Genomic DNA, 23,199 nt, shown 5'->3' with positions numbered 1-23,199 from the left:
TCCCCCACTGATGGAATTTCCACTTTATTTCACCTGCTTTTCTGCAACAGAACGAGCTACCATTAACAGCTCATCTGGTTTTAAATCTTTAGACACGAGCATATATTCCACTCCGTTATGCGACCATGTTAATGAGTCTTTCGCTAGAGCACCAATTGTAAAACCAAGATCGACTAACTCTCCACTTACACTTATTGACGCTGAAGCTTCAGCAACCTTCGCTTTTTCTTGTATCAATGTAAAGGATTTCTTATTTCCAGTGTATGTGAGTATCGCACGCTTACCACTGTCTGTCTTTAACTCTTTTTCTTCATTTAAAACCATCCCTTGCGGAGTATCACGTGGATATAAAATAGCAAATGGCTTATCTTCTTTCGCTGTTGTTTGCACATCCACTTGCGCCCTGGACATATTTTGTTTCGTATCAAATGCCCCCTTATCAAACTTTGTATCAAACTTCACTTTTGAAAAATCTACTTTCACAAGAACATTTTGATCATTATCCATCAATTTCACCGAAACAGGCGCTAAATCACTTTTATTAAATTTAATCTCTTGCTTCGGCAGCATATTTTGATGGTGATAATTCGTTTTTGTTTTAAACACATAATATTTATCCGTTTTCTCAAATGAAAGATTCTTATCATTTAAAATATCTCTTACAAGTGACTCATACAAATAAGCTTGGCTGCTATTTTGCGGCCAGTCGCTTTGAAATCGAAAACTTTTATTAAGAGCTGGCGTTAATACAAAAACACCCTCATTATTTCGTAAAATAATTTGACTTTGATCCTTTTTCGTGTTTTTTAAATTCACACGATAATAAGAAGGTTCTTTGTGCCAAACTTCCACGTTATACTCTTGTGGTTCATTCCCCGTTTTAATAGATAACTTTGCTTCAGCTTGATAACTCTTCATACTCTTAACCTTCGCTTCTAAATCTCGCACGATGTCTTCCTGTTTCTTTTCCATACAACCCGCTAACACGAAAACGGTCAATAAACCGACAATAACTAAAAATAGCCGCCTTTTCATCATTTCAGCCCCTTTGCCCCTATAAATGAATGGAAGATATTTCTTCCTTATCGCTAAATCAAATATATGAGACAAAGATGTAAAATATGCAGACTAGCGTGACGAGCTTTCTAAAACAACCTGTGCCACTGCAAATTCTCTACTATGACTGATTGATAGATGAACGATGTGCTCTGTATTTGCAATAAGAACTGGCTTACCTCTATCATCATTTTTTATTTTAATATCCAAAAAACTTACTTCTTTTCCAATACCTGTTCCAAGAGCTTTAGAATACGCTTCTTTCGCTGCAAATCTTCCCGCTACAAATTCTACAAGACGATTCCCTTTTAATTTAGAAGCAACACTACGTTCCTCCTCAGTTAAAATACGCTCCATAAATTTAAGCTTTCCATCTAGCATTTTTTCAATTCGATTTAGTTCGATAATATCAATTCCGATCCCTATAATCATTTCAAAATTCCCCTTCTTCTATTTGTCTTCCTTCATTCATATTGTAAGAATAACAGAGAATCTTTCTGATGCAAAAGGAGTGAAAATATAAAATGCCAATACCCTATATGCGAACCACCTTACAACCCGTCATTCTCTCTTTACTTTTCTTGCAACTAATCATGATGATAATAGGAGATCTTTTCTTCCCTACTTTAGCTGCTTACAATGAATATATTTCTAAGGGAGAATGGTGGCGATTTATAACTTCTCTATTTATACATGTAGACTTTCAGCACTTTCTTTCCAATAGCATTTGTCTATTTCTTCTCGGTCAATCTATCGAAAAACAACTAGGGAGTATTCGATTCCCTATTTTATTTTTTACTGCTGGCATTAGCGGCAATATTTTCTCTTATATTATTATGCCCATCGGGTATGTTCATGCCGGCGCATCAGGTGGAATTTTCGGATTACTCGGTGCACAGCTTTTTCTTTTATATAGTCGCTATCGGTCTTCTCAACCAAAAGAGTTAATTTTCTTTTCTTCAATTATATTACTATTACTTCTTTTCACATTCTTCAATCCGTCCGCTAATCCTATTAGCCATTTAACCGGACTACTAATTGGTGGTATTTGCACTCCATTTTTAGCAAAAAAAAACGATGGTGTAGAGCTTATTTAATATAAAAGCTCCCGCCATCAATCATTTCCACCTCTGATTTTGTACCAAGATCTCGTATTAATCGAAATAAAGATTCATCCTTCTTTTTCGCTTCAATCATACAATCAATTTGCGAAACGCTACCTTTGATTTTCTGTAAAAAGGATAGAAATGTATCTGCATTAATAAAGTCTGCGTGCGCTCGAGGATCATTGCCTTCTCTCGGGCTGGAAATATGCATTTTGATTGGTAATAAAGATGTTTTCCAAGTATTTACTACACGCTCCCAATCTTCATACCAATCTTCTTCATCGTTATTCATCATATGATGATGCAGGTCAAACACGACTGGAACTGCCAATTTTTCACCTAAATATAGTGTTTCTTTTAATGAAAAGGTCGTATCATCATTTTCTAACATAATCATTTCTTGAATACTTGCAGGAACATTTGACCAATTTTCAATGAAACGTTCTAACGCAAGTTCTTTATCATCATATCCACCACCAACATGTAACACAGCGCGATGACTCCGCTGTATGCCCATTCCTTTCAATAATTTCCGATGCATTTGAAGCGTCTTTATTGATTGTTTTAAAATATTTTCTTGCGGTGAATTTAGCACAACAAAGTGATCAGGATGAAAATCGATCCTCATCTTCATCCGATGCGCATACTCACCCACTTCTTTTAATTTCTCTTTTAAAGGACGAATGTAATTCCAATCCAACAATTCTTCATGGTTTGCTAGAGGAATTAACTTTGAACTAAGCCGAAAAAATGCTATATCATGTCCCTTATTATGCTTTAATAACCGTAAACAATTTTCTAAATTAGAATTAGCAATTCTTTCAAGTTTATGAATCGCCGCCTCTCGATCTTTAATACGTTGAAATTGTGCATATGTCATCGTTTGAGATGGAGATGCATTGTTTAAATGTACACTCATCGCTACATAACCAAGTCTTACAAGCATAAAGTCCCTCTTTTCTATACAACTTACTTGTAGTATGCACAATTACACAAATAAAAAAGAGGATGACCTTTTGGTCATCCTCTTTTTTATTAAGCTTGTGGCTTACGGCTATGATGTTTTCTTTCGCCGCGTCCATTTGAAGATCCTGGGCGCCCCTGACCTTCACCTTTACGACCACGGTTACGATTACCATCACGATTACCATCACGATTACCATCACGGTTACCGTCACGATTGCGACCATCACGGTTGCGATCACGATTACGACCATCTCCACCGCGTCCATCGCGACTACGGTTACGGTTACCATCACGGTATCCATTTCCGTTACCACCGCGCTTTTTAGAACCTCTTGAAACAACTGGTGGCTCTGATGTTAAAGCAATCGGTGTTGTATCTGGCTCTTTTGTCATCATTTTTAAAGCAGCTGCTACAACAGTTACAGAATCATTTTCTTCTAACATTTCTTCTGCAATACGTTTGTAGTATGCTAAGTTATCACTTTCAATTGTGCTTTGAAGTTTTTCTGCGATTAAACGTTGTTGACCTTCTAATGCTTCGTCAAGTGTCGGTGCATTCATACGGTCAATTTTGCGTTTTGTTGTCTGTTCGATATTTTTTAATTGTCCTGATTCACGTGGCGTTACAAATAGCATTGCAATACCTTTTTTACCAGCACGGCCAGTACGACCAATACGGTGAACATATGATTCTGGATCTTGTGGAATATCGAAGTTATATACGTGTGTTACACCTGAAATATCAAGACCACGCGCCGCAACGTCTGTTGCAACAAGAACTTCAATAGAACCTTCTTTAAATTTACGCAATACAGACATACGTTTCGCTTGTGTTAAATCACCATGAATACCTTCTGCTGCATAACCGCGTAAGTTTAAAGCTTCTGATAACTCATCCACACGACGCTTTGTGCGACCAAATACAATCGCAAGCTCTGGAGATTGAATATCTAATAAGCGTGTTAACACGTCAAACTTTTTCTTTTCTTGCACTTCTAAATAGAACTGCTGAATGTTTGGCATTGTTACTTCTTTTGCTTTTACTTTAATGTGTTGAGGCTCAGTCATGAAACGCTCAGCAATACGACGGATTGGGTCTGGCATTGTTGCTGAGAATAATAATGTTTGATGTGTTTCTGGCACATCTGTTAAAATTGCTTCAATATCTTCAATGAAGCCCATGTTTAACATTTCATCTGCTTCGTCAAGAACAACAGTTTCTACGTTTTGTAGACGAAGTGTTTTACGGTTAATATGATCTAAAATACGACCCGGCGTACCAACAATAATGTGTGGGTGTTTTTTTAGAGCACGAATTTGGCGGTTAATATCTTGGCCACCATAGATTGGTAAAATACGAACACGTTTATGTTTACCAATTTTGTAAAGTTCTTCTCCAACTTGGATTGCTAATTCACGCGTTGGCGCGATAACAATACCTTGAACTGATTCTTTATGTGTATCCACTTTATCTAATAGTGGTAATCCAAATGCTGCTGTTTTCCCTGTACCTGTTTGTGCTTGCCCAATAATGTCTTTACCTTGCAATGCATGTGGAATTGTTTCAGCTTGAATTGGCGTAGCCTCTTCAAAGCCCATACTTTCAACAGATTGCAGTAAAGAATCACTTAATCCTAATTCTCGAAATGTTGTCAATGTTACTTCTCCTTTTCTATCCTATACTTATCATTTAAAAAAAGGCGTTTTCCGAATTTGCGGAAAAGCCCTTTTCCTGAATGCTCACGTATATAAACGGGCGTATATTCTTCGCGAAAATACTTCTAAACGTTATTACACTTTATCAATTATAAGTTTTGTATGTGCAAAAAGCAAACCCAACTGTTACCTTATTTCATATAAAGAGCTTTTTTCTTCACTTTTATTTTTTTATTTTTTACTGTAAGCGCTTATTAGCAGTTTCCACTATTTTTGTATCTATCATCCCTATTTACACGCACCAATTATTTCAACATCGTAATAACTTCTTCCAACTTCATTCCGCGAGATGCTTTCACTAATACAACGTCTTTCACATCAACGATTGCTTGTAAATTTTTTACAAGCTCTTCTTTATTGTCATATACTTTTACACGTTCATTAGGGAAGTTAATTTTTGCTCCTTCAGCAATTTGCGCCCCAAGTCTACCGTACGTAAATACATAGGAGATTCGTGCAGGGTCAATTAACTTACCAACTTCATAATGAAATTGCACCTCTTGGTCTCCAAGCTCTAGCATATCACCAAGAACAACAATTTTTTTAGAAAATCCGTCTAAACCATTCATTAAATGAAAGGCAGCTTCCATAGCTGTTGGACTTGCATTATATGCGTCATTAATAATTGTTAACCCATTTTCTGTTTTCACAATTTCCATTCGCATACCTGTCATTTGAAGTGTTACTAAACCTTGCTTCATTTCTTCCCACGTTACACCGAAGTATTTCGCAATCGCCATTGATGCAAGTGTATTATACACATTATGTTTCCCAAGAACTGGAAGATAGAACACGACATTCTCATCCTGATTCATCTTAAAGTACGTTCCTGTCGCCTGCAACGTTACAGATGTTGGATAATAATTATTCGCCCTTGCATCACCAAATGTAATTGTCTCCGCAGCTAGGTTCATGCTCGGAACACGATTTGTTAAAAGCGGTTCATCACCATTGTATACAAATACTCCACCATCCTGTAATCCTGTAACAATTTCAAGTTTCGCCTCAGCAATCGCATCGCGAGATCCTAAATCCATCAAATGTGCTTCCCCAATATTTGTAATGATTGCAGCGTTCGGGCGAGCTAACTTAGATAAAAATTCAATTTCACCTCGACTCGACATTCCCATCTCCAATACAGCCATTTCTGTATTTTCTTCTAGGCTTAAAATAGTAAGCGGCAAACCGATATGGTTATTAAAGTTCCCCTCTGTTTTTTGAACCTTAAATTTGGTTGCAAGGAGGCTTGTCACAATATCTTTCGTAGACGTTTTACCGTTACTTCCTGTTACACCTATAACTTTTACATCTAACTGATCACGATAGCTTTTTGCTAATGTTTGCAGCGCTTCTAATGTATCTTCTACAAAAATCACTGGTATATTCACAGGAGGATTTTGCACATTTTTTTTCCAAAGCGTAGCTACAGCGCCATTTTCAATTGCTTTTTCTACAAAAGAATGACCATCAAAGCGATCACCCTGAATCGGAATGTATAAGTTTCCTGTTGTAATTTTTCTTGTATCAATAGATACACCTTGTACAGTTTCATTAACGTATTTTTCCGCTAAGCCTGCACCCATTACCATTTGCTCTACTTGTTTTAACGTTCGTTTCATCATACATACCACTCCTTACATAGAAGAAACACTATTCTCTTGAATAGTGCTTCCCCCTTTTTTGTTAGATTGTATATTTAATTTTTTGCTTTTCTTCGTGACGCTCAATTGCCAAACGAATCAATTCTTCAATTAACTTCGGATATGGCAAATCCGTGTGTTGCCATAGCAGCGGGAACATACTAAATGGCGTAAATCCTGGCATTGTATTTACTTCATTAATATATACTTCCCCATCTTTCGTTAAGAAGAAATCCGCTCTTGTTAATCCAGCACCATCTAAAGATTGGAATGCACGAATTGCATCTCTTTGAATCGCCTTTGACTCTTCTTCTGTAACTTCAGCTGGAATAATTAATGCCGTATCGCCATCAATGTATTTTGATTTATAATCATAAAACTCTTTCTTCGGTACAATCTCACCGATAACAGAACATTTTGGCTCATCATTACCTAAAACGCCAACTTCCACTTCACGACCTACAATATTTTCTTCTACGATAATTTTGCGGTCAAATTGGAACGCTTCTTCAAATGCTTTTTCTAATTCTTCACGATCTTTACATTTATTGATACCAACACTTGATCCAAGGTTCGCTGGTTTGACAAAGCATGGGTAGCCTAATACTTCTTCTACCTTTTCATAAGCTGCTTGGCAATTTTTCTCCCATACACTGCGAATGAAAGATGCATACTTCGCTTGTTTCAATCCAGCTTCAGCAAAGATATTTTTCATAACAACTTTATCCATACCAGCAGCTGATGCTAATACACCGTTACCAACGTATGGAATATTCATTAACTCTAATAATCCTTGTACTGTTCCATCTTCACCATTCGGTCCATGTAACAGCGGGAAAATAACATCAATTGCCTCTTCTTGCTTAGAAGAAGAAGGTATAATTTCTGTACTTAATGATACTGGAGAAATTGCATTTTCCTCTCCATTCATTTGCAATGCTTGCACGCTCGTTACTTCACCTTCAATGCGTTCACCACGCATCCATTGGCCTTGCTCTGTAATATAAATTGGATGAATCTCGAATTTTTCTTGATTTAATGCTTTAATAGCAGCAAGAGCTGTTTGTAATGAAACTTGATGCTCTGCTGATTTCCCACCATATAATAAACCTAATTTAATTTTCGTCAATGAAATCACCCTAACCAATTGTTTTCATTTTTCTATTTTAGCACTTTTTATAAAAATAGGCAGTTCCTATTTGAAATAAAGTAAAACTTTTCTCAATAGGAGTCTTACCGCCTTCGAATAGCGCGATAAAATGAAACTTCCATAAAGTGAAACTTTAATCAGTGGGGATTTTCTTCATCCCTCACTGATTATTAGTTGAACGAATCCGGCTTTTACGGGCAATTCCCCCCACCTAACTTCTTTACTTTTGCTGAATTTTGAGGCGGGGGTCTTACTGCCCGCAAATAGCGGGATAAATGGCAGAATGGTTTCACCAATTGCATTTTTACGAACAGCTATTGTAAATTCATATCCTTTTCTTGCACCAAATCTGTGTCATCCCTTGATCTAGTTATGTATCTAATATATATGAAGAAATGCTGTTTTTTGTGTATGTCACCTATTGATTAAGAAGATTGTTTCGCCACATTTCCCTTTTGTCTTTGTTCTACAAGGTGATCTAAAGAAATATATACAAGACCGGCTATTACACACCCCACTCCTAAAATCGTAAACAATACATGCCCAAGCGATCGATCAAGTAGTAGTCCGCCAAGAAGCGGGCCGAACGCATTCCCTGTAATCCACTGCAAACTTGCCGCCCCCATATATGTTCCACGTAAATGCTCTGGTGCCAAATTTGCAACAAATGTCATTTGTACAGGAGACATAATCATTTCACCTAGCGTATATACCGCATAGACAACAAGTAATGTTATTAAAATAACCGTACCCTCTGTTCCAAATTCACCAAACCACCTTGGAAGCCAACCGATGAATAACAGCCCGATTCCAAATAACCATGCCCCATATAACATTGTCTTTCCAACTGGTTTATCTGTTGCCCATTTTGAAATTTGGAATTGGAATAAGACAACTAACAAGCCGTTTAAAGCCATTAAATATGGATATGGGTTATTTTTCCCAAAGATTTCTTTCATTTCATTATCAAAATGAAGGGGGAGCATGCCTTCTGTTTGCGAGAAACCCATGGAAATAATAATACCAGCCAATAAATAAATCATAAGTACCTTATCTCTCAAAACAACTTTCCAAACAGATTCTGCTTCCTTTTTCGTATTCCCGTCCTCTTTCAATGCAGTTTTCGGCATCGTTTCTTGAATAAGCATTAACACAAGAAGTGCATAAAGCAGCATTGTAGAGGAAGCAATAATAAATACAAGGTTTTTCGAAAGTACAACTACAGAAGCACCCATAATCGGTCCGATTGCCGCGCCAATATTATGCCCCATTCGCAATAAACCGTATGCCTCCGTCCTCTTTTCAGGCGCTGTGACATCCGCTACCATCGCCGATGCTGCTGGATGAAATAATGAATTACTTAACCCTAAAAAAATAGACAAAATAGCATAAGGAATAAATCCTTCTATAAATAAAAAACCGAGCATCAACAATGCATTACTTGCCATCGAAAATATCATAATAGGTTTTCTACCATATATATCAGCAATTCGGCCACCTATAAGCGAACCAAAGCTTGCCGCAATAGGAGAAAGCGCCATAATAATCCCTACTTGTAATAAAGAATCTACTTTATCTTTTAAATACAATGCAAAAAATGGCATTAACATCATCATTGCAATTCCATTCAGTGTTTCTCCTATAAAACGAATCCACACATTACGGTCCATTGCTTGTAATTCACGCCATGTCTTTTTCATTTACAACACCCCTTTAATCAACCACTCCTTATCTTATATTAATTTTAGAAAAATGTAAATTTTCAAAATAAAAGATCCGTTCTATTCTATTTAGAACGGATCTTTTCCCTATAAATTCGCTGCATTCTCCTCATCTTTTTTATTACTTAAAACACTATGCTTTCGACTATATAAGAAGTAAAATGCTACACCAATCACCATCCAAATGCCGAAACTCATCCATGCGGTTCCTGATAATTGAAGCATTAAATATACACAAAAGATAACCGTTAATGCAGGTAAAACTGGTACAAGTGGCACTTTAAAAACACGTGGTAAATCTGGGTGTGTTTTTCTCATTACGATAACCGCAACTGCTACAAGAGCAAATGCCGATAATGTTCCCATATTTACAAGGTGTGCTAATACATTTAAGTCGATAAGCCCCGAAATAAGTGCTGCGATAATTCCTGTCGTCCATGTATTTAAAAACGGTGTTTTAAATTTCGGATGAACTTTCGCAAGACGCTTTGGTAATAACCCATCGCGACTCATTGCATATGAAACACGAACCTGCCCATACATCATAACTAACATTACAGTTGTAATCCCTGTAATTGCTCCTACCGAAATAACACCCGCTAAACCATCTTGTCCAATAAACTGAAGTGCGAAAGCTACAGGATCAGAAATATTCAGCTGACCATAAGGTACAATTCCTGTCAAAATAAGTGAAACAACGATATAAAGAATCGTACAAATAAGTAATGATGCTATAATACCAATTGGTAAATCGCGTTGCGGACGTTTTACCTCCTCCGCTGCCGTTGATACAGCATCAAATCCAATGAATGCAAAGAATACCGTTGCAGCCCCAGCCATTACACCATCAAGACCAAATGGCATGAACGGCGTCCAATTTTCCGGCTTTACATAATTAAAACCAGCAAAGATAAAGAGTAATACAACTGCTAGCTTAATAAAAACCATAATATTGTTTACGCGAGCACTTTCACGTACACCTCTAGATAAAAGGGCAGTCATAATTAAAATGATAATAACAGCTGGTAAATCGATAAGGCCACCCTTTCCTGTTCCAGGAGCAGAAGATAAAATGGTCGGAATATGAATCCCAAAACCTTTTAACAAAGATTGGAAATAAGCAGACCATCCATTGGCTACCGCAGATGTTGCTAATAAATATTCCAACATTAAATCCCATCCAATTAAAAATGCAAATACCTCTCCCATCGTTGCGTACGTATACGTGTAAACACTTCCCGAAACCGGAACAGAAGATGCAAATTCTGCATAACAGAATGCAGCAAAGGCACAAGCTAACGCAGCTATAGCAAATGATAAAATGATAGCTGGTCCAGAATGTTTCGCTGCCACAACACCCGTAAGAACAAAAATACCTGTCCCGACAATAGCCCCAATTCCAAGCATTGTTAAATCCAATGCTCCCAATGTTCTAGCTAATGTTTTCTGTTTACTTTCTTGCATTAGTTTTGCAATCGGCTTTTTTTGAAAAATTTGCTTCATAGCATGCACCTCTAAATTTTAATTTTCTGAAAATTTTAATTATTTCTTATTTTACTCATAACATATTTTTTAGTCAATACTTTTGTCGAAATAAGCAGAAAAACATCTCATCAGCTAGTAGAATAAAATGCAATCAACACACAGTCATTTCCATCATTTGGGTTTTTAACCATATTAAATTCGTAATTCGATATAAAAAGATAAATAATATACAAACAATACATACAACTATATCCCTATATCTTTTTATAATTATTTTTGATATTCTATAAATTGTCGATTCCAACCAAAGAAAGAGGCATAATCATTTTATGAGCATGCCTCTTTCTTTTATCTCGCTATTTACGGGCAGTGAGCCTCCCCTGATGGAAGTTTCACTTTATTTAGTATATGAACCTTCTTCAATCCAGCTATACATATACTTCTCATCTTCCGTTTCATGCGCTTGTTTCACAATACGGAGCGGACGGAACGTATCGATCATAACCGCTAATTCAATTGTTTCTTTTTTCCCTAAGCTTGCTTCTGTTTTCCCGGGATGCGGCCCATGTGGAATACCACTCGGATGGAGTGTAATTGAACCTTCTTCTACACCTTTTCTGCTCATAAAGTTCCCTTCTACATAATAAAGAACTTCATCACTATTTACGTTACTATGATAATACGGTGCTGGAATTGCTTCCGGATGATAATCATATAAACGCGGCACAAAAGAACAAATAACAAAGTTATGACCTTCAAAAGTTTGATGAACTGGCGGTGGCTGATGAATACGGCCTGTAATCGGTTCAAAATCTTCTACATTAAAGACCCAAGGATATAAATATCCATCCCATCCGACAACATCTAAAGGATGATGTCCCATAACATGTTTATGCATATAACCTCTCGACTTTGTCATGACAACAAACTCGCCTTTGTCATCATATGTCTCTAATTTTTCCGGCCCTCGAATGTCTCTTTCACAGAAAGGGCTATGTTCTAATAATTGACCATACTCATTACGATAACGACGCGGTGTTGTAATTTGGCTATTCGCTTCTACAACAAGGAACTTAGACTCTCCTTCATCTGGAATAACTCGGTAAATTGTTCCGATTGGAATCGTTACATAATCACCTTTCCGGTAATGAATCGTTCCAAACATTGTCTCAATTTTCCCAGTTCCATAATGAACGAATAACATTTCATCTCCATCACCATTACGATAAAAATAATCCATTTTTTCTGTCGGATTAACAACACCAATTAATAAATCTTCATTTCCTAATATAAAATTCCTCCCACTTAGCGCATCTCCAGTTTTTCTATTCTCTTTCGTGCGAAAATGACGATGAGCAAGCGCCACATCTTCTTCATACTGTAACTGACAAGAATGCGCTAACGCAGCATGTCCTACTTCAGTTGGCATATAATGATGATACAAAATAGATTGTGTACCAGAGAAACCTTTCGTTCCCATCACCTGTTCACGATAAAGTGATCCATCTTCTTTACGAAATTGTATATGTCGTTTATGAGGAAGCTCCCCCATGTGACGATAATACATGCCCATCACCCGCTTTCGTTTCTTTTTTCACTGTGTTACGCAATGTACCTAGTCCAGTGATCGTAAGTTCTACAACGTCACCATCTTGTAACCACTTTTCTGTACCAAGTTCTAAAATACAACCAGTGCCAACCGTGCCAGAACCAATTACATCTCCTGGATATAACGTAACATCTTGCGAAGCACGTTCTATCATTTCTGCAAACGTATAGTAAATATCTCGGAAATTCCCTTTAGACAAAAGCTCCCCGTTCACATGGGCAGTCATTTCTAAGTTATAACGTTCACCAGTGCGATAAACATCTAACTCCTCTTTTGTAACAAGATAAGCTCCTAATGAAGTAGCAAAGTCCTTTCCTTTTGCCGGACCAAGCCCTACTTTCATTTCCTCAGCTTGCAAATCTCTTGCGCTCCAGTCATTCATAATACAATAACCGAAAATATATTCTTCTGCTTGTTCACGCGAAATATTTCTTCCCTCTTTCCCAATAACACAAGCGATTTCTAACTCATAGTCAAGCTTTTGAGTTTGTTTCGGACAAGAAACTGTAACTTCTGGCCCGATGACAGCACGGTGATTTGTAAAATAAAAAACCGGAATATCATACCACTCTGGAACAACATCTAATCCACGACGTCCACGAGCCGTTTTGACATGTTGCTCAAATGCATAAAAGTCACGAATACTACCTGGGTTTGGGATGGCTGCACAAAGCTGCACATCTTCCAAAGCGTACATGCCACTTGTTGGTTTTCGAATACCATGGGCTATTTCTACATACTCATCTGCTTTCTCTAAAAAAGCAAGCATAGATGAAGGAAGAGTGCCATTACTTGCCATATTCATATCAATTACTTTGTCACCTTCCAGCCAACCAGCTCGCATCTCTCCTGAAGGAAGACGAAATGTAATCAATTTCATCAATTTTCCTCCTCACTATTTATACAAAATGAAACTTTAATCAGTGGGAGACACAGCCCCCACTGATAAGTAAATTTTTATAGATTTCCGCGTCGTTCTTGCTCTCTTTCAATTGATTCGAATAGAGCTTTAAAGTTTCCTTCTCCGAATCCCCGAGAACCTTTACGCTGAATAATTTCGATAAATAATGTTGGGCGATCTACAATTGGCTTTGTGAAAATTTGTAGCAAGTACCCTTCATCATCACGATCCACAAGAATCTTAAGCTCTTTTAGCTTATCAATTTCTTCATCGATTTTCCCAACGCGTGCTGTTAACTCTTCATAATACGTATCTGGTGTATCTAAAAATTCAACTCCGTTTGAACGAAGCGCTTCAACCGTTTTCACAATATCATTTGTCAACAATGCAAGATGCTGTACACCTGCACCGTTATAAAACTCTAAGTACTCTTGAATTTGTGATTTTCGCTTTCCATCTGCCGGTTCATTAATTGGAAACTTAATACGGCTTCCATTTGTCATAACTTTTGACATTAGCGCGGAATACTCCGTGCTAATATCATCATCATCAAAATGAATCATTTGTTTAAAGCCCATAACGTTTTCGTAATAGCTAACCCACTCTTCCATTTTTTCAACGTTACCAACAACATGGTCTACAGCAATTAAACCTGATTCGTCACTCGGAATATCAAAATCAATCTTCTCATAACCAGGCATAAATGTTCCTTTATAATTTTTACGCTCTACTAGCGTATGGATTGTATCGCCATACGTACCGATTACTGCTTTTTTTAATGTTCCTTGTTCATCTGTTAACTCTTCAGGTGGAGCAATCGCAACCGCACCTCGTTTTACAGCCTCTGAGTATGCTTTCTCAACATCATCAACAAGTAAAGCTACGTCTTTCACTCCGTCACCATGGATCTTTACAAATTCTGCAATACGGCTATCACTATTTAAAGTCCCAGACACAACAAAACGCATGTTTTTTTGCACGAGAACATAAGATACTTTTTCACGATTCCCTGTTTCTAATCCCGAATAGGCAACAATTTTAAATCCAAACGCTCTTGCAAGGTAATAACTTGATTGCTTTGCATTTCCTACATAAAATTCTAAATGATCGACATCACGTACCGGAAAGAAATCCTCCATTTGTGCAGCTAACGTATCCATAGATTTTTGTTTCATAAATTCCTCATCCCCCTGTAAATAAATTGAATGTTACATACTTAGAACCATCCGAAAACGCTTCCATCTACCAATAAAAAAATTAGTTAGCAAGCTAACAAATTTCTGACTTTTAAAGTTTTCTATCTTTTCTGTCAAATACCTCTTTTTTTCTCCCATATAAAATTCGACTTTTTTCTATTTAAAACAACATAATCAAAGCTGGTAGTATGTCTCTTTATTACCTCAAAAACAAAAAGACCCTAACATATTAAACATCTATAATACGTTAGGGCCTTTATTTTTTTAGGATAATTGTCTTAATAAGATATAGGTAATTCTGTTTCTCTATATTCATTATACTAATACATTTGTAAGGAATACAATGAGCGCTGTTAATACTGCTGCTCCACTCGCCGATACTAATAAATCCATTTTTGTTACTTGTAATACTTCTTTGTTTTCCATATTCCCCATTCTCCTTTCAGCTTTATTTTGCAATCTTCATTCTGCTCTATTACTTGTACAAAACTTCTATTATACTAATACACTTGAAAGAAATACGATGAATGCTGTTAATGCTGTTGCTGCTCCTGCTGATCCTAATAAGTCCATTTTTGTTAGTTGTAATACTTCTTTGTTTTCCATGCTTCCCATTCTCCCTTCAATTCATAACTTTATTTTTATTTGGTACTGTCCGTTCTACTGCTTGCGCAAAGTTTCTATTATACTAAAACGTTAGAAAGAAGTACGATTAATGCTGTTAGTACCGCTGCTCCACCTGCTGATCCTAAGAAATCCATTTTTGTTACTTGTAATACTTGTTTGTTTTCCATGCTTCCCATTCTCCCTTCAACTTATAACTTTCTTTTTATGTGATACGATCCGTCCTACTGCTTATACAAAATTTCTATTATACTAAAACGTTAGAAAGAAGTACGATCAATGCTGTTAATACTGCTGCTCCACCTGCTGATCCTAAGAAGTCCATTTTTGTTACTTGTAATACTTGTTCGATTTTCATATTTACTCTCTCCTTATTAATAGATATTTATATGTAATTTCCAAGAAATGATTAATTCATAGTTTTTATCTTAACGTTACATTAAATTAACTTGTGTAACGTTTGTAACATTAATGTAACATAAGTTTTTTCATACTGCAATATAAATACATAAAATTTATTACATTTTTTTTACGATATTATTAATAATTTTTTATAAACCCCTTTATACAGCGGTTTCCAACACATACACACTTGTAACATTAATGTAACATTGGGGTTGCAAATCGAAATAAAACGTAGTAGAACGATCACCTTTTCAATTTTGCTCCCTCATCATACTCTTTCGGAATCATTTTAAAGTTTGTCTCATTAACATTTCCATAAAGCCCAAGATAAGTTTATATGTTTCCTCAAGATAACTATGTATAATAAAAAACAAAGAGGTGGTCAGTTTGAAATTAATCGCACTAGATATGGATGGTACACTACTATCATCTAATCTTGAAATCTCCAAGGAAAATTTACAAGCTATTCGTGATGCTAAAGCAGCCGGTCATGTTGTAATGATTTGCTCTGGTCGTGCAAAAGAAGATGCTTTAAAACTATTGGAAGAGTATCAATTATCACTTCCAGTTGGAGCAAGCAATGGGGCAATTGTTTACGTTGATGGAAAAGTAATTAACGCACGTTGTTTACAAAATGCTAAAGTATACAAGCTTGCTAAATTACTAGAATCTGAAGGATTTCCATATAAGTTGTACACAAATAAAGGAGTTTATTCTCCTTATAATTGGAATGAAAAAGTAATGCATGCATTCGAAGAAAATAAGCATGCACTTGATGTCACAATTGAAGAACTGGAACGAATTACAGAGAAGCAAAAAAAAGCGAACTTAATTACTGATTTCCAAAAAATCGAAGATGTCGTAAATAATCCAGAGTTAGAAATCTCGAAATTCTTTATTTTGACGTTTGCCGCAGAGCATCGCTCACAACTACTAAAGTCTTTACAAGAAGATAAAGAAATTATGGTTACAGCATCAGCTCCGACAAATTTAGAAATTATGGACAAGTATGGTCATAAAGGAAATGGATTACAAGAAATGGCGTCTTATTTCAATATTCCAATTCAAGATACGATTGCCATTGGAGACAACTTTAACGATGTACCAATGCTAGAGGTAGCTGGCCTATCTGTTGCTATGGGGAATGCTGAAGAAGATGTAAAGAAATTATGTGATGTTGTTACATTAACAAATGATGAGCATGGTGTTGCTCATGCAATTGAACAGTATGTACTAAAACAACCATCCTCAAGCAAATAAAAAAGGACTCTTTCATATTTGAAAGAGCCCTTTTTCTTTTACACATGATGACAAGCAACGAGATGCCCTTCCCCAACATCACGAAATTCTGGTACAGCTTGCTTACAAATATCCGTTGCAAACGGGCAACGTGTATGAAAGCGGCAGCCTGAAGGTGGATTCGCTGGACTTGGAATATCACCTTGCAAAATAATTCGTTCTCGCTTTACAGTGGGATCAGGAATTGGTACAGCTGATAACAGCGCTTTCGTATATGGATGAAGCGGATTTGCAAACAACCTGTCACGGGGAGCTGTTTCCACAATTGTCCCTAAATACATAATTCCAATTTTTGTACATAAATGTTCGACAACACTTAAATCATGTGAAATAAATAAATAGGATAAACCTTTTTTCTCTTGTAATTCACTGAACAAGTTTATAATTTGTGCTTGAATAGATACATCTAATGCTGCAACAGGTTCATCAGCAACAATAAATTCTGGATTTAATACCATCGCCCTTGCAATAACAATACGCTGGCGTTGTCCTCCCGAAAACTCATGCGGATAACGATCAATATGATATGGTGCTAAACCACATAGTTCTAATACTTCTAACACTTTTTCACGAACATTCTCTTTCGTAGCTAAGCCATGTGCTAGCATTGGTTCACCAAGTGCTTCTCCAATTCTCATCCGTGGATTCAATGAACTAAACGGGTCTTGGAATACAAGTTGCATATTAGGACGATACTTTCGTAATTCCTCTTTCGATAACGTATGAACATCTTGCCCTTTAAATTTCACTTCACCTTCTGTTTTTTGAACGAGACGAAGAATAGTTTTACCAATTGTCGTTTTTCCACTTCCAGATTCACCTACTAGACCAAACACTTCACCTTTATTAATCGTAAAGCTTACTCCGTCTACTGCTTTTACATGCCCAATCGTTCTACCAAATACGCCGCCCTTAATCGGAAAATGCGTTTTTAAATTCTTCACTTCTAATAAAGGTTCACTCATTGCTCTGCACGCTCCTCATATAACCAGCAAGCTACTTTATGATGATCTTCATGCACTCCAAGGCCTGGCGCCTCATTCTTACATATATCCATGCAACGTTCACAGCGACCGCTAAAGTAGCAAAATTCATCTAAACCAACTAAGTTTGGAACTTGCCCCGGAATCGAATAAAGTTTATCTGTTCGTTTCCCCATTACCGGCTTTGATTTTAATAATCCTTTTGTATATGGGTGTTTAGGATTTTGGAATAGCTCCAGTACAGGTGCTTCTTCAATGACTTTGCCACCATACATTACAACAACATAATCTGCCATTTCTGCTACAACACCTAAATCATGTGTAATTAATAAAATAGATGTTTTAAATTCTTCTTTTACCTGTCTTAATAAATCTAGTATTTGTGCCTGAATTGTAACATCTAGTGCTGTTGTGGGCTCATCAGCAATTAGTAATTTAGGGTTACAACTCAGTGCAATCGCAATCATGATCCGTTGCAACATCCCACCGCTTAGCTCATGGGGATACGAATGAACAATTTCATCAGAACGTGCAATACCAACCTTACGAATTAATTCAATAGCTTTTTTATATGCTTCACTTTTACTAAGGAGCTCATGCTCTCTTAACGTCTCAACAATTTGTTCTCCAACAGTAAAAACTGGGTTAAGAGATGTCATTGGTTCTTGAAAAATCATCGCGATATCATTTCCTCTTAAACTTCGGAGTTCTTTCTCTTTCATCCCCAAAAGACTTTGGCCTTCATAAAGAATATCACCACCAACAATGCCGCCAGATTCCGCAATAAGTCCCATAATAGATAAAGCCGTTACACTTTTCCCACAACCTGATTCTCCCACTACACAAACTGTTTCACCTTCTCGTACAGAAAAGCTAACATGATTCACAGCTTTTACTGTACCTTCTTCCGTATGAAAGTGTGTTTGTAAATCTTTTAGTTCTATTACTGCTTTACTCATGATTCCTCACCTACCGCTTCATTTTTGGATCTAATGCATCACGAAGTGCATCACCAAGTAAGTTAATTGATACAACTGTTATAAAAATCGCAAAACCAGGCGGTATCCATAACCATGGACGTTTTTGGAAATCAATTAATGAGTTTGCTGCACTAATCATATTTCCCCATGATGGCGTAGGTGGAACAACCCCAAGACCTAAATAACTTAATGCTGATTCACTTAAAATAGCTCCCGCTACACCTAACGTTGCCACAACAATTAATAAAGGGAATACATTCGGAATTAAATGATGTACAATCTTCCGGTAATCCTTTAATCCTAATACATCAGCAGCTTGCATAAATGATTGTTCTCGAAGTGTTAAAATTTGTCCTCGTACCAGACGTGCAAGTCCCGGCCATCCAATCAAACTTAACATGATCATAACAACATAAAGTCGATATTCAGATGGAAGTTTCCATTCTGATAAGATAGCACCCATAATGATAAGTAATGGTAATCCCGGAATAGACATTAACACGTCTGCAATACGCATAATAATATGATCTACAATACCACGATAAAAACCAGAGATAGCTCCTAATAATGCACCGAGTATGACGGATAGTAGCATCGAAGCTAAACCAATTGTTAATGAAATCCGGCCAGCTTGCATTAATCTCGTTAAAATATCTCTTCCCAATTGATCTGTGCCAAGCCAATGTGAAAAGTTTGGTGGTTTATTAATTTGTGTTACTTGAATTGTTCCAGAAACATATGGTGAAAAAAATGGTCCAATAAAACAAAATACAAACATAAAAATCAAAGTATAAAATCCAAATAGTGCTAATTTATTTTTCTTAATTCTAGTAAATGCTTGTCGCCATGGCGAAGTCAAATTTCCTTTTCTCTTTTCTTTCTTCTTTATCGTTACAATAGTCTCCATCTTTCTCCCTCCTTACTTTAATCGAATACGCGGATCGACAATCACATAAACGATGTCTGCTAAAAAGTTTGCGATAATTGTTAGGCAAGAGAGAAACATTGTAAATGCCATTAATACCGTATAATCCCGAAAACTTAACGCTTCTAATTGAATGGTCCCAATTCCTGGCCAGTTAAAAATTTGTTCAATAATAATTGCACCAGAGAACAATCCCGGCAATTCAAACGCAAGTAATGTGATTGCTGGTAAAATCGCATTTTTTAGTGCATGTTTATAAATAACGGCTTTTTCTTTCAATCCTTTTGCACGTGCAGTACGGATATAATCCTGTCTTACGACCTCAAGCATGCTCGTTCTAAAATAACGAGTCAATGAGCCGACACCAAGGAGTGTTAAAATAAATACCGGTAAAATCATGTGCCTTAGTACTTCCAATATGTACGTAAAACCCGTCGAATTACTTCCTATATCAATCATCCCACCAATCGGTAATAAATGAAGATCAACAGCAAATACTTTAATTAAAAATAGACCGATAAAGAATGATGGGAATGACATCGCTGCAAAAACACCGATTGTTACAAGTGCGTCAAACCATGAATGTTGCTTTGTTGCTGAAATAACACCCACAATAAGTGCAATGATCCAAGTAAAAAATAAAGCTGCAACAGCAACAATAAAGGTATTCCAAATAAATTTATTAAGTAATGATGTAACAGGCTCTTGGTATTGCAGCGAGAAACCAAAATCACCATGTAGCGCATTACCTAGCCAATGAAAGTATCTTTCTATAATAGGTTTATTTAATCCATACAATTCTCTTAATTCCTGTGCACGTTCTGGCGTTAACTTTGGATTCGAATCAACATAATCTCCCGGCAGAAGAGCAAATAAGAAAAAAATAATAATAGATGTACCAAACAAAGTAGGAATCATTTGTAGAAACCTACGAATGAGATATGTTTTCACCTTTTGTCTCCCCAATCATAGTTACTTAAAAATAGAAGAACATTTTTTCAAAACAGCAAGAACTAACAACTGTATGAAAAAACGTCTTCTATTCATTAATTACTTATCTCTATTGTTCAATAGATAAAACAGGTAAGTTTGAACTAATGCTATCGTATTTTTCTGGATTAATTCCTTTTACACGTGCATTGTGTGCTGAAATACTTTTACGGTAATTTAATAAAATGACAGGGGGATCATCGCTTAATTCTTTATATAATTCTTTATAAATAGGTTTTCTTTTTTCAATATCAACTGTTTCAATACCTTTTTTAATTAATTCATCCACTTTTGGGTTACTATAACCCGCTGAATTATCTGGATGCGTAGATTCAAACTCACCTACAGGTTCACTCGGATCAGAAATGATCGATGTTGCAACAGCTGCTAAATCATAATCAAACTTTCCAACTTTCGAAACAAGTGTATTAAAGTCCATGATTTCTGGATTAAATTCCACACCTAACGCCTTATAATTCTCTTTCGCAATTGGTATAAACACCTCTTCTTGCTTTCTTCCACTTGCCGCATAATAACTCAACTTTAATTTCTGCCCGTCTTTTTCACGAATACCATCAGATCCAACTTTCCAACCAGCTTCATCTAACAATTTTTTTGCTTTCTCTACATTGTATTCGTATTGATTTATACCCTTATCATCATATGCCCATGATGTTGGTGAAATCGGTATATTCGCAACAGAAGCATTTCCTTGGAAGTATGTATCTACATATTTTTTACGATCTAATCCGTAAATAAGCGCTTGCCGTACTTTTTTATCTTTTAAGTATGGCTTCTTATTATTAAAGTAAACGAATGAGTATGAGCTCACTGTTTCAATATTGAAATTAGCAAAGCCTAAGCTCTTTAATTGTTCAATATTGTCATTATTCGCAGCAAACCCATCATAGTCCGTTTCTCCTGTTTGGAATAACTGGAAATTCGTGTCAGGTGTTGTAATTTTATAAATAAAGTTTTTAACTTTTGGCTTACCAGCATAATAATGTTCATTTGCTACAAATCTTACTTCTTGACCTGGGACATACTTTTCAAATTTATAAGGCCCTGCTGCCATTGGTTTACCATATAAATCTTTTAAATAGTTTAAGCTAGTATTTTGCTTATAATCTTTTCCATAATAAGCCTTAGATAAGACAGGTCCTCCCAAGTTTACTAACGCTTGTGAGTTTACTTTTTCCGTCGTAATTTCAATTGTTTGCGGATTAACAACTTTAATCCCTTCAATCGATGTAGCTTTTCCTTCTTTATAATCTTTTCCACCTTTAATTGCATATTGTAAAATATCTGTACCACCCTCATAAGCCTTATCATGTAGCAATGTTAATGTAAATGCTACATCATCTGCTGTTAACGGTGAACCATCACTAAATTTTAAATCTTTTCGTAAGTGAAACGTATACTTCAATTGATCAGAAGATACATCCCATTTCTCTGCAAGCTCTGGAACTGGTTTCCCTTGCTTATCTGTTGATACAAGAGACGCAAATATAACTGATGTTACGTTACCGTCCCAACCATTCTCTTGGAAATAAGGTAAGAACACACCACCAGGTTTTGAAATCCCTAAAATAAGTGTATCTTTTCTCTGCTTCGCTTTCTCAGGATTTTTTGATTTATCTGTCGCTGCAACCTTCTCTATTTTTAAATCTTTCACATCCTGCTGTTTCGTCGGCTCTGTCGAAGCCTTATCCTCTTGTCCCCCACAAGCCGATAACACAAGCGAACTACTCAGTAAAACAGAAAACACACCAGCCCATTTTTTTGTCTTTTTCTTCATTGTCCCCACCCTAACTTTTTTTAATAATTACACCTTATGAACTGCTTGCCCTATATATGCCTCCCACAGTAACATTTTATAACACATCGGAAAAGTCGGTTTTAAATGCAAAAAAATAGATGTTTAGAGGAGTGACAATCTTATTCCGACCTTTCCGCTAGACTTTATGGTTATTAGCTTATATTGTTCGTTATATTTTGTCAATTCTTTCTATTTAAACATTTCAAGATTTTTATAAAAGCTATTGCTGGATCTTTAATTTAGGTAGACTTAACAATATTCCATTACAATCATCTTCCTGTAATCCTTGTATTCTCGCATTATGTGCAGACACAACTTTACTATTATTTTTACTATGCAGAAACGATTAAAAAAATAATTCTATTATTCAGTGGACGAGCATAGAATGCTAACAAACTACCAAAAAGGGGGGCGAAAATATGGACAAACTATTCCAATATGTTCTGCACTATGTTGCATTAACACTCATGATCGTCGGGGCATTACTACTATTTCCGTTCTTCCCAAGGTTCGTCCTCTTTTTAGCATTTCTCTTTATGCTCGGAATTGCGATTGCTATTTCTATAGGGGAAGACGATACACAAAAAGAAAGCAGAGTTCAGCGGGCGAAGCTGTAGACTCTGCTTTC

At 36.4% G+C, this 23,199-nt stretch carries 23 protein-coding genes and 1 pseudogene; 3 read left to right on the top strand and 21 right to left on the bottom strand.

Annotated elements, in window-relative coordinates; all coding sequences use genetic code 11:
• Positions 1–24: 24 nt before the first annotated feature.
• Both BPMYX0001_RS00995 and acpS read right to left on the bottom strand, forming a co-directional pair.
• Positions 25–972 (bottom strand): LolA family protein, encoded by a 948-nt coding sequence (locus BPMYX0001_RS00995; RefSeq protein ID WP_029427332.1) that lies wholly within the window; start codon positions 970–972, stop codon positions 25–27.
• A 156-nt stretch (positions 973–1,128) separates the two neighbouring features.
• Positions 1,129–1,488, bottom strand: a complete 360-nt coding sequence (gene acpS / locus BPMYX0001_RS00990; RefSeq protein WP_006093158.1) for a holo-ACP synthase — start codon at positions 1,486–1,488, stop codon at positions 1,129–1,131.
• A gap of 92 nt (positions 1,489–1,580) precedes the next feature.
• Between acpS and BPMYX0001_RS00985 the strand changes: the two genes are divergently transcribed.
• The gene (locus BPMYX0001_RS00985) at positions 1,581–2,153 is read left to right on the top strand and encodes a rhomboid family intramembrane serine protease (RefSeq protein ID WP_018767126.1); all 573 of its coding nucleotides are present in this window, start codon (positions 1,581–1,583) and stop codon (positions 2,151–2,153) included.
• Here the strand turns inward: BPMYX0001_RS00985 and uvsE are convergent.
• From uvsE to BPMYX0001_RS00920, 13 genes are all read right to left on the bottom strand, one after another.
• Positions 2,146–3,108, bottom strand: coding sequence for a UV DNA damage repair endonuclease UvsE (uvsE, locus tag BPMYX0001_RS00980; protein WP_006093157.1), 963 nt, complete (start codon positions 3,106–3,108; stop codon positions 2,146–2,148). The two genes, BPMYX0001_RS00985 and uvsE, sit on opposite strands and share 8 nt — an antisense overlap.
• 89 nt (positions 3,109–3,197) lie before the next feature.
• Positions 3,198–4,784, bottom strand: a complete 1,587-nt coding sequence (cshA, locus tag BPMYX0001_RS00975; protein WP_006093156.1) for a degradosome RNA helicase CshA — start codon at positions 4,782–4,784, stop codon at positions 3,198–3,200.
• Positions 4,785–5,089: 305 nt separating this feature from the next.
• Positions 5,090–6,466: a UDP-N-acetylmuramoyl-tripeptide--D-alanyl-D-alanine ligase gene (locus BPMYX0001_RS00970; protein WP_006093155.1), complete on the bottom strand. Its 1,377-nt coding sequence runs from the start codon at positions 6,464–6,466 to the stop codon at positions 5,090–5,092.
• 61 nt (positions 6,467–6,527) lie between these two features.
• Entirely contained in the window at positions 6,528–7,613 is a 1,086-nt protein-coding gene (locus BPMYX0001_RS00965; RefSeq protein WP_018767130.1) for a D-alanine--D-alanine ligase, read from the bottom strand.
• Positions 7,614–8,059: 446 nt separating this feature from the next.
• Positions 8,060–9,334, bottom strand: a complete 1,275-nt coding sequence (locus BPMYX0001_RS00960; protein WP_006093154.1) for an MDR family MFS transporter — start codon at positions 9,332–9,334, stop codon at positions 8,060–8,062.
• A gap of 108 nt (positions 9,335–9,442) precedes the next feature.
• On the bottom strand, positions 9,443–10,858 hold the full coding sequence (gene bcaP / locus BPMYX0001_RS00955; protein WP_018767131.1) for a branched-chain amino acid transporter BcaP: 1,416 nt from the start codon (positions 10,856–10,858) through the stop codon (positions 9,443–9,445).
• A gap of 379 nt (positions 10,859–11,237) precedes the next feature.
• Positions 11,238–12,407: a homogentisate 1,2-dioxygenase gene (locus tag BPMYX0001_RS00950; RefSeq protein ID WP_033798562.1), complete on the bottom strand. Its 1,170-nt coding sequence runs from the start codon at positions 12,405–12,407 to the stop codon at positions 11,238–11,240.
• Complete coding sequence (locus BPMYX0001_RS00945; RefSeq protein ID WP_006093151.1) at positions 12,373–13,329, bottom strand: fumarylacetoacetate hydrolase family protein; 957 nt, start codon at positions 13,327–13,329, stop codon at positions 12,373–12,375. The genes BPMYX0001_RS00950 and BPMYX0001_RS00945 overlap by 35 nt, the downstream gene beginning before the upstream one ends.
• Positions 13,330–13,406: 77 nt before the next feature.
• Positions 13,407–14,525 (bottom strand): 4-hydroxyphenylpyruvate dioxygenase, encoded by a 1,119-nt coding sequence (gene hppD / locus BPMYX0001_RS00940; RefSeq protein WP_003205593.1) that lies wholly within the window; start codon positions 14,523–14,525, stop codon positions 13,407–13,409.
• A 336-nt stretch (positions 14,526–14,861) separates the two neighbouring features.
• Positions 14,862–14,972 (bottom strand): DUF3948 family protein, encoded by a 111-nt coding sequence (locus BPMYX0001_RS00935; RefSeq protein WP_016117023.1) that lies wholly within the window; start codon positions 14,970–14,972, stop codon positions 14,862–14,864.
• 69 nt (positions 14,973–15,041) lie between these two features.
• On the bottom strand, positions 15,042–15,152 hold the full coding sequence (locus BPMYX0001_RS00930; protein ID WP_033797748.1) for a DUF3948 family protein: 111 nt from the start codon (positions 15,150–15,152) through the stop codon (positions 15,042–15,044).
• Between the two features lie 77 nt (positions 15,153–15,229).
• Complete coding sequence (locus BPMYX0001_RS00925; protein ID WP_018782014.1) at positions 15,230–15,340, bottom strand: DUF3948 family protein; 111 nt, start codon at positions 15,338–15,340, stop codon at positions 15,230–15,232.
• A 77-nt stretch (positions 15,341–15,417) separates the two neighbouring features.
• Complete coding sequence (locus tag BPMYX0001_RS00920) at positions 15,418–15,528, bottom strand: DUF3948 family protein (RefSeq protein WP_018782013.1); 111 nt, start codon at positions 15,526–15,528, stop codon at positions 15,418–15,420.
• 434 nt (positions 15,529–15,962) lie between these two features.
• Between BPMYX0001_RS00920 and BPMYX0001_RS00915 the strand changes: the two genes are divergently transcribed.
• Positions 15,963–16,835, top strand: coding sequence for a Cof-type HAD-IIB family hydrolase (locus BPMYX0001_RS00915; RefSeq protein WP_033798561.1), 873 nt, complete (start codon positions 15,963–15,965; stop codon positions 16,833–16,835).
• Positions 16,836–16,873: 38 nt separating this feature from the next.
• On the opposite strand, the gene BPMYX0001_RS00910 is transcribed toward BPMYX0001_RS00915, so the two are convergent.
• The 6 genes and pseudogenes from BPMYX0001_RS00910 to BPMYX0001_RS30020 all read right to left on the bottom strand — a co-directional run.
• Positions 16,874–17,839, bottom strand: coding sequence for an ABC transporter ATP-binding protein (locus BPMYX0001_RS00910; protein WP_033798560.1), 966 nt, complete (start codon positions 17,837–17,839; stop codon positions 16,874–16,876).
• Positions 17,836–18,816, bottom strand: coding sequence for an ABC transporter ATP-binding protein (locus BPMYX0001_RS00905; protein WP_006093147.1), 981 nt, complete (start codon positions 18,814–18,816; stop codon positions 17,836–17,838). The genes BPMYX0001_RS00910 and BPMYX0001_RS00905 overlap by 4 nt, the downstream gene beginning before the upstream one ends.
• A 10-nt stretch (positions 18,817–18,826) precedes the next feature.
• Positions 18,827–19,744 carry an oligopeptide ABC transporter permease gene (gene opp4C, locus BPMYX0001_RS00900; RefSeq protein ID WP_006093146.1) on the bottom strand — a complete coding sequence of 306 codons (918 nt, stop codon included), beginning with the start codon at positions 19,742–19,744 and terminating at the stop codon, positions 18,827–18,829.
• 12 nt (positions 19,745–19,756) lie between these two features.
• Positions 19,757–20,713, bottom strand: coding sequence for an ABC transporter permease (locus BPMYX0001_RS00895; protein ID WP_033798559.1), 957 nt, complete (start codon positions 20,711–20,713; stop codon positions 19,757–19,759).
• A 109-nt stretch (positions 20,714–20,822) separates the two neighbouring features.
• Complete coding sequence (locus tag BPMYX0001_RS00890) at positions 20,823–22,550, bottom strand: ABC transporter substrate-binding protein (RefSeq protein WP_033798558.1); 1,728 nt, start codon at positions 22,548–22,550, stop codon at positions 20,823–20,825.
• A 241-nt stretch (positions 22,551–22,791) separates the two neighbouring features.
• Positions 22,792–22,899 (bottom strand): annotated as a pseudogene (locus BPMYX0001_RS30020) (oligopeptide-binding protein oppA); the annotation flags it as partial.
• A 91-nt stretch (positions 22,900–22,990) separates the two neighbouring features.
• On the opposite strand from BPMYX0001_RS30020, the gene BPMYX0001_RS00885 reads away from it, so the two are divergent.
• A complete protein-coding gene (locus BPMYX0001_RS00885; protein ID WP_018767142.1) occupies positions 22,991–23,188 on the top strand; it encodes a hypothetical protein in 198 nt (65 codons plus the stop codon).
• Positions 23,189–23,199 lie beyond the last annotated feature (11 nt).

It is taken from the genome of Bacillus pseudomycoides DSM 12442 (assembly GCF_000161455.1).
Taxonomy (GTDB): domain Bacteria; phylum Bacillota; class Bacilli; order Bacillales; family Bacillaceae_G; genus Bacillus_A; species Bacillus_A pseudomycoides.
Note: the sequence above shows the minus strand (reverse complement) of the source record. Positions and strands in the feature narration are given on the sequence as shown.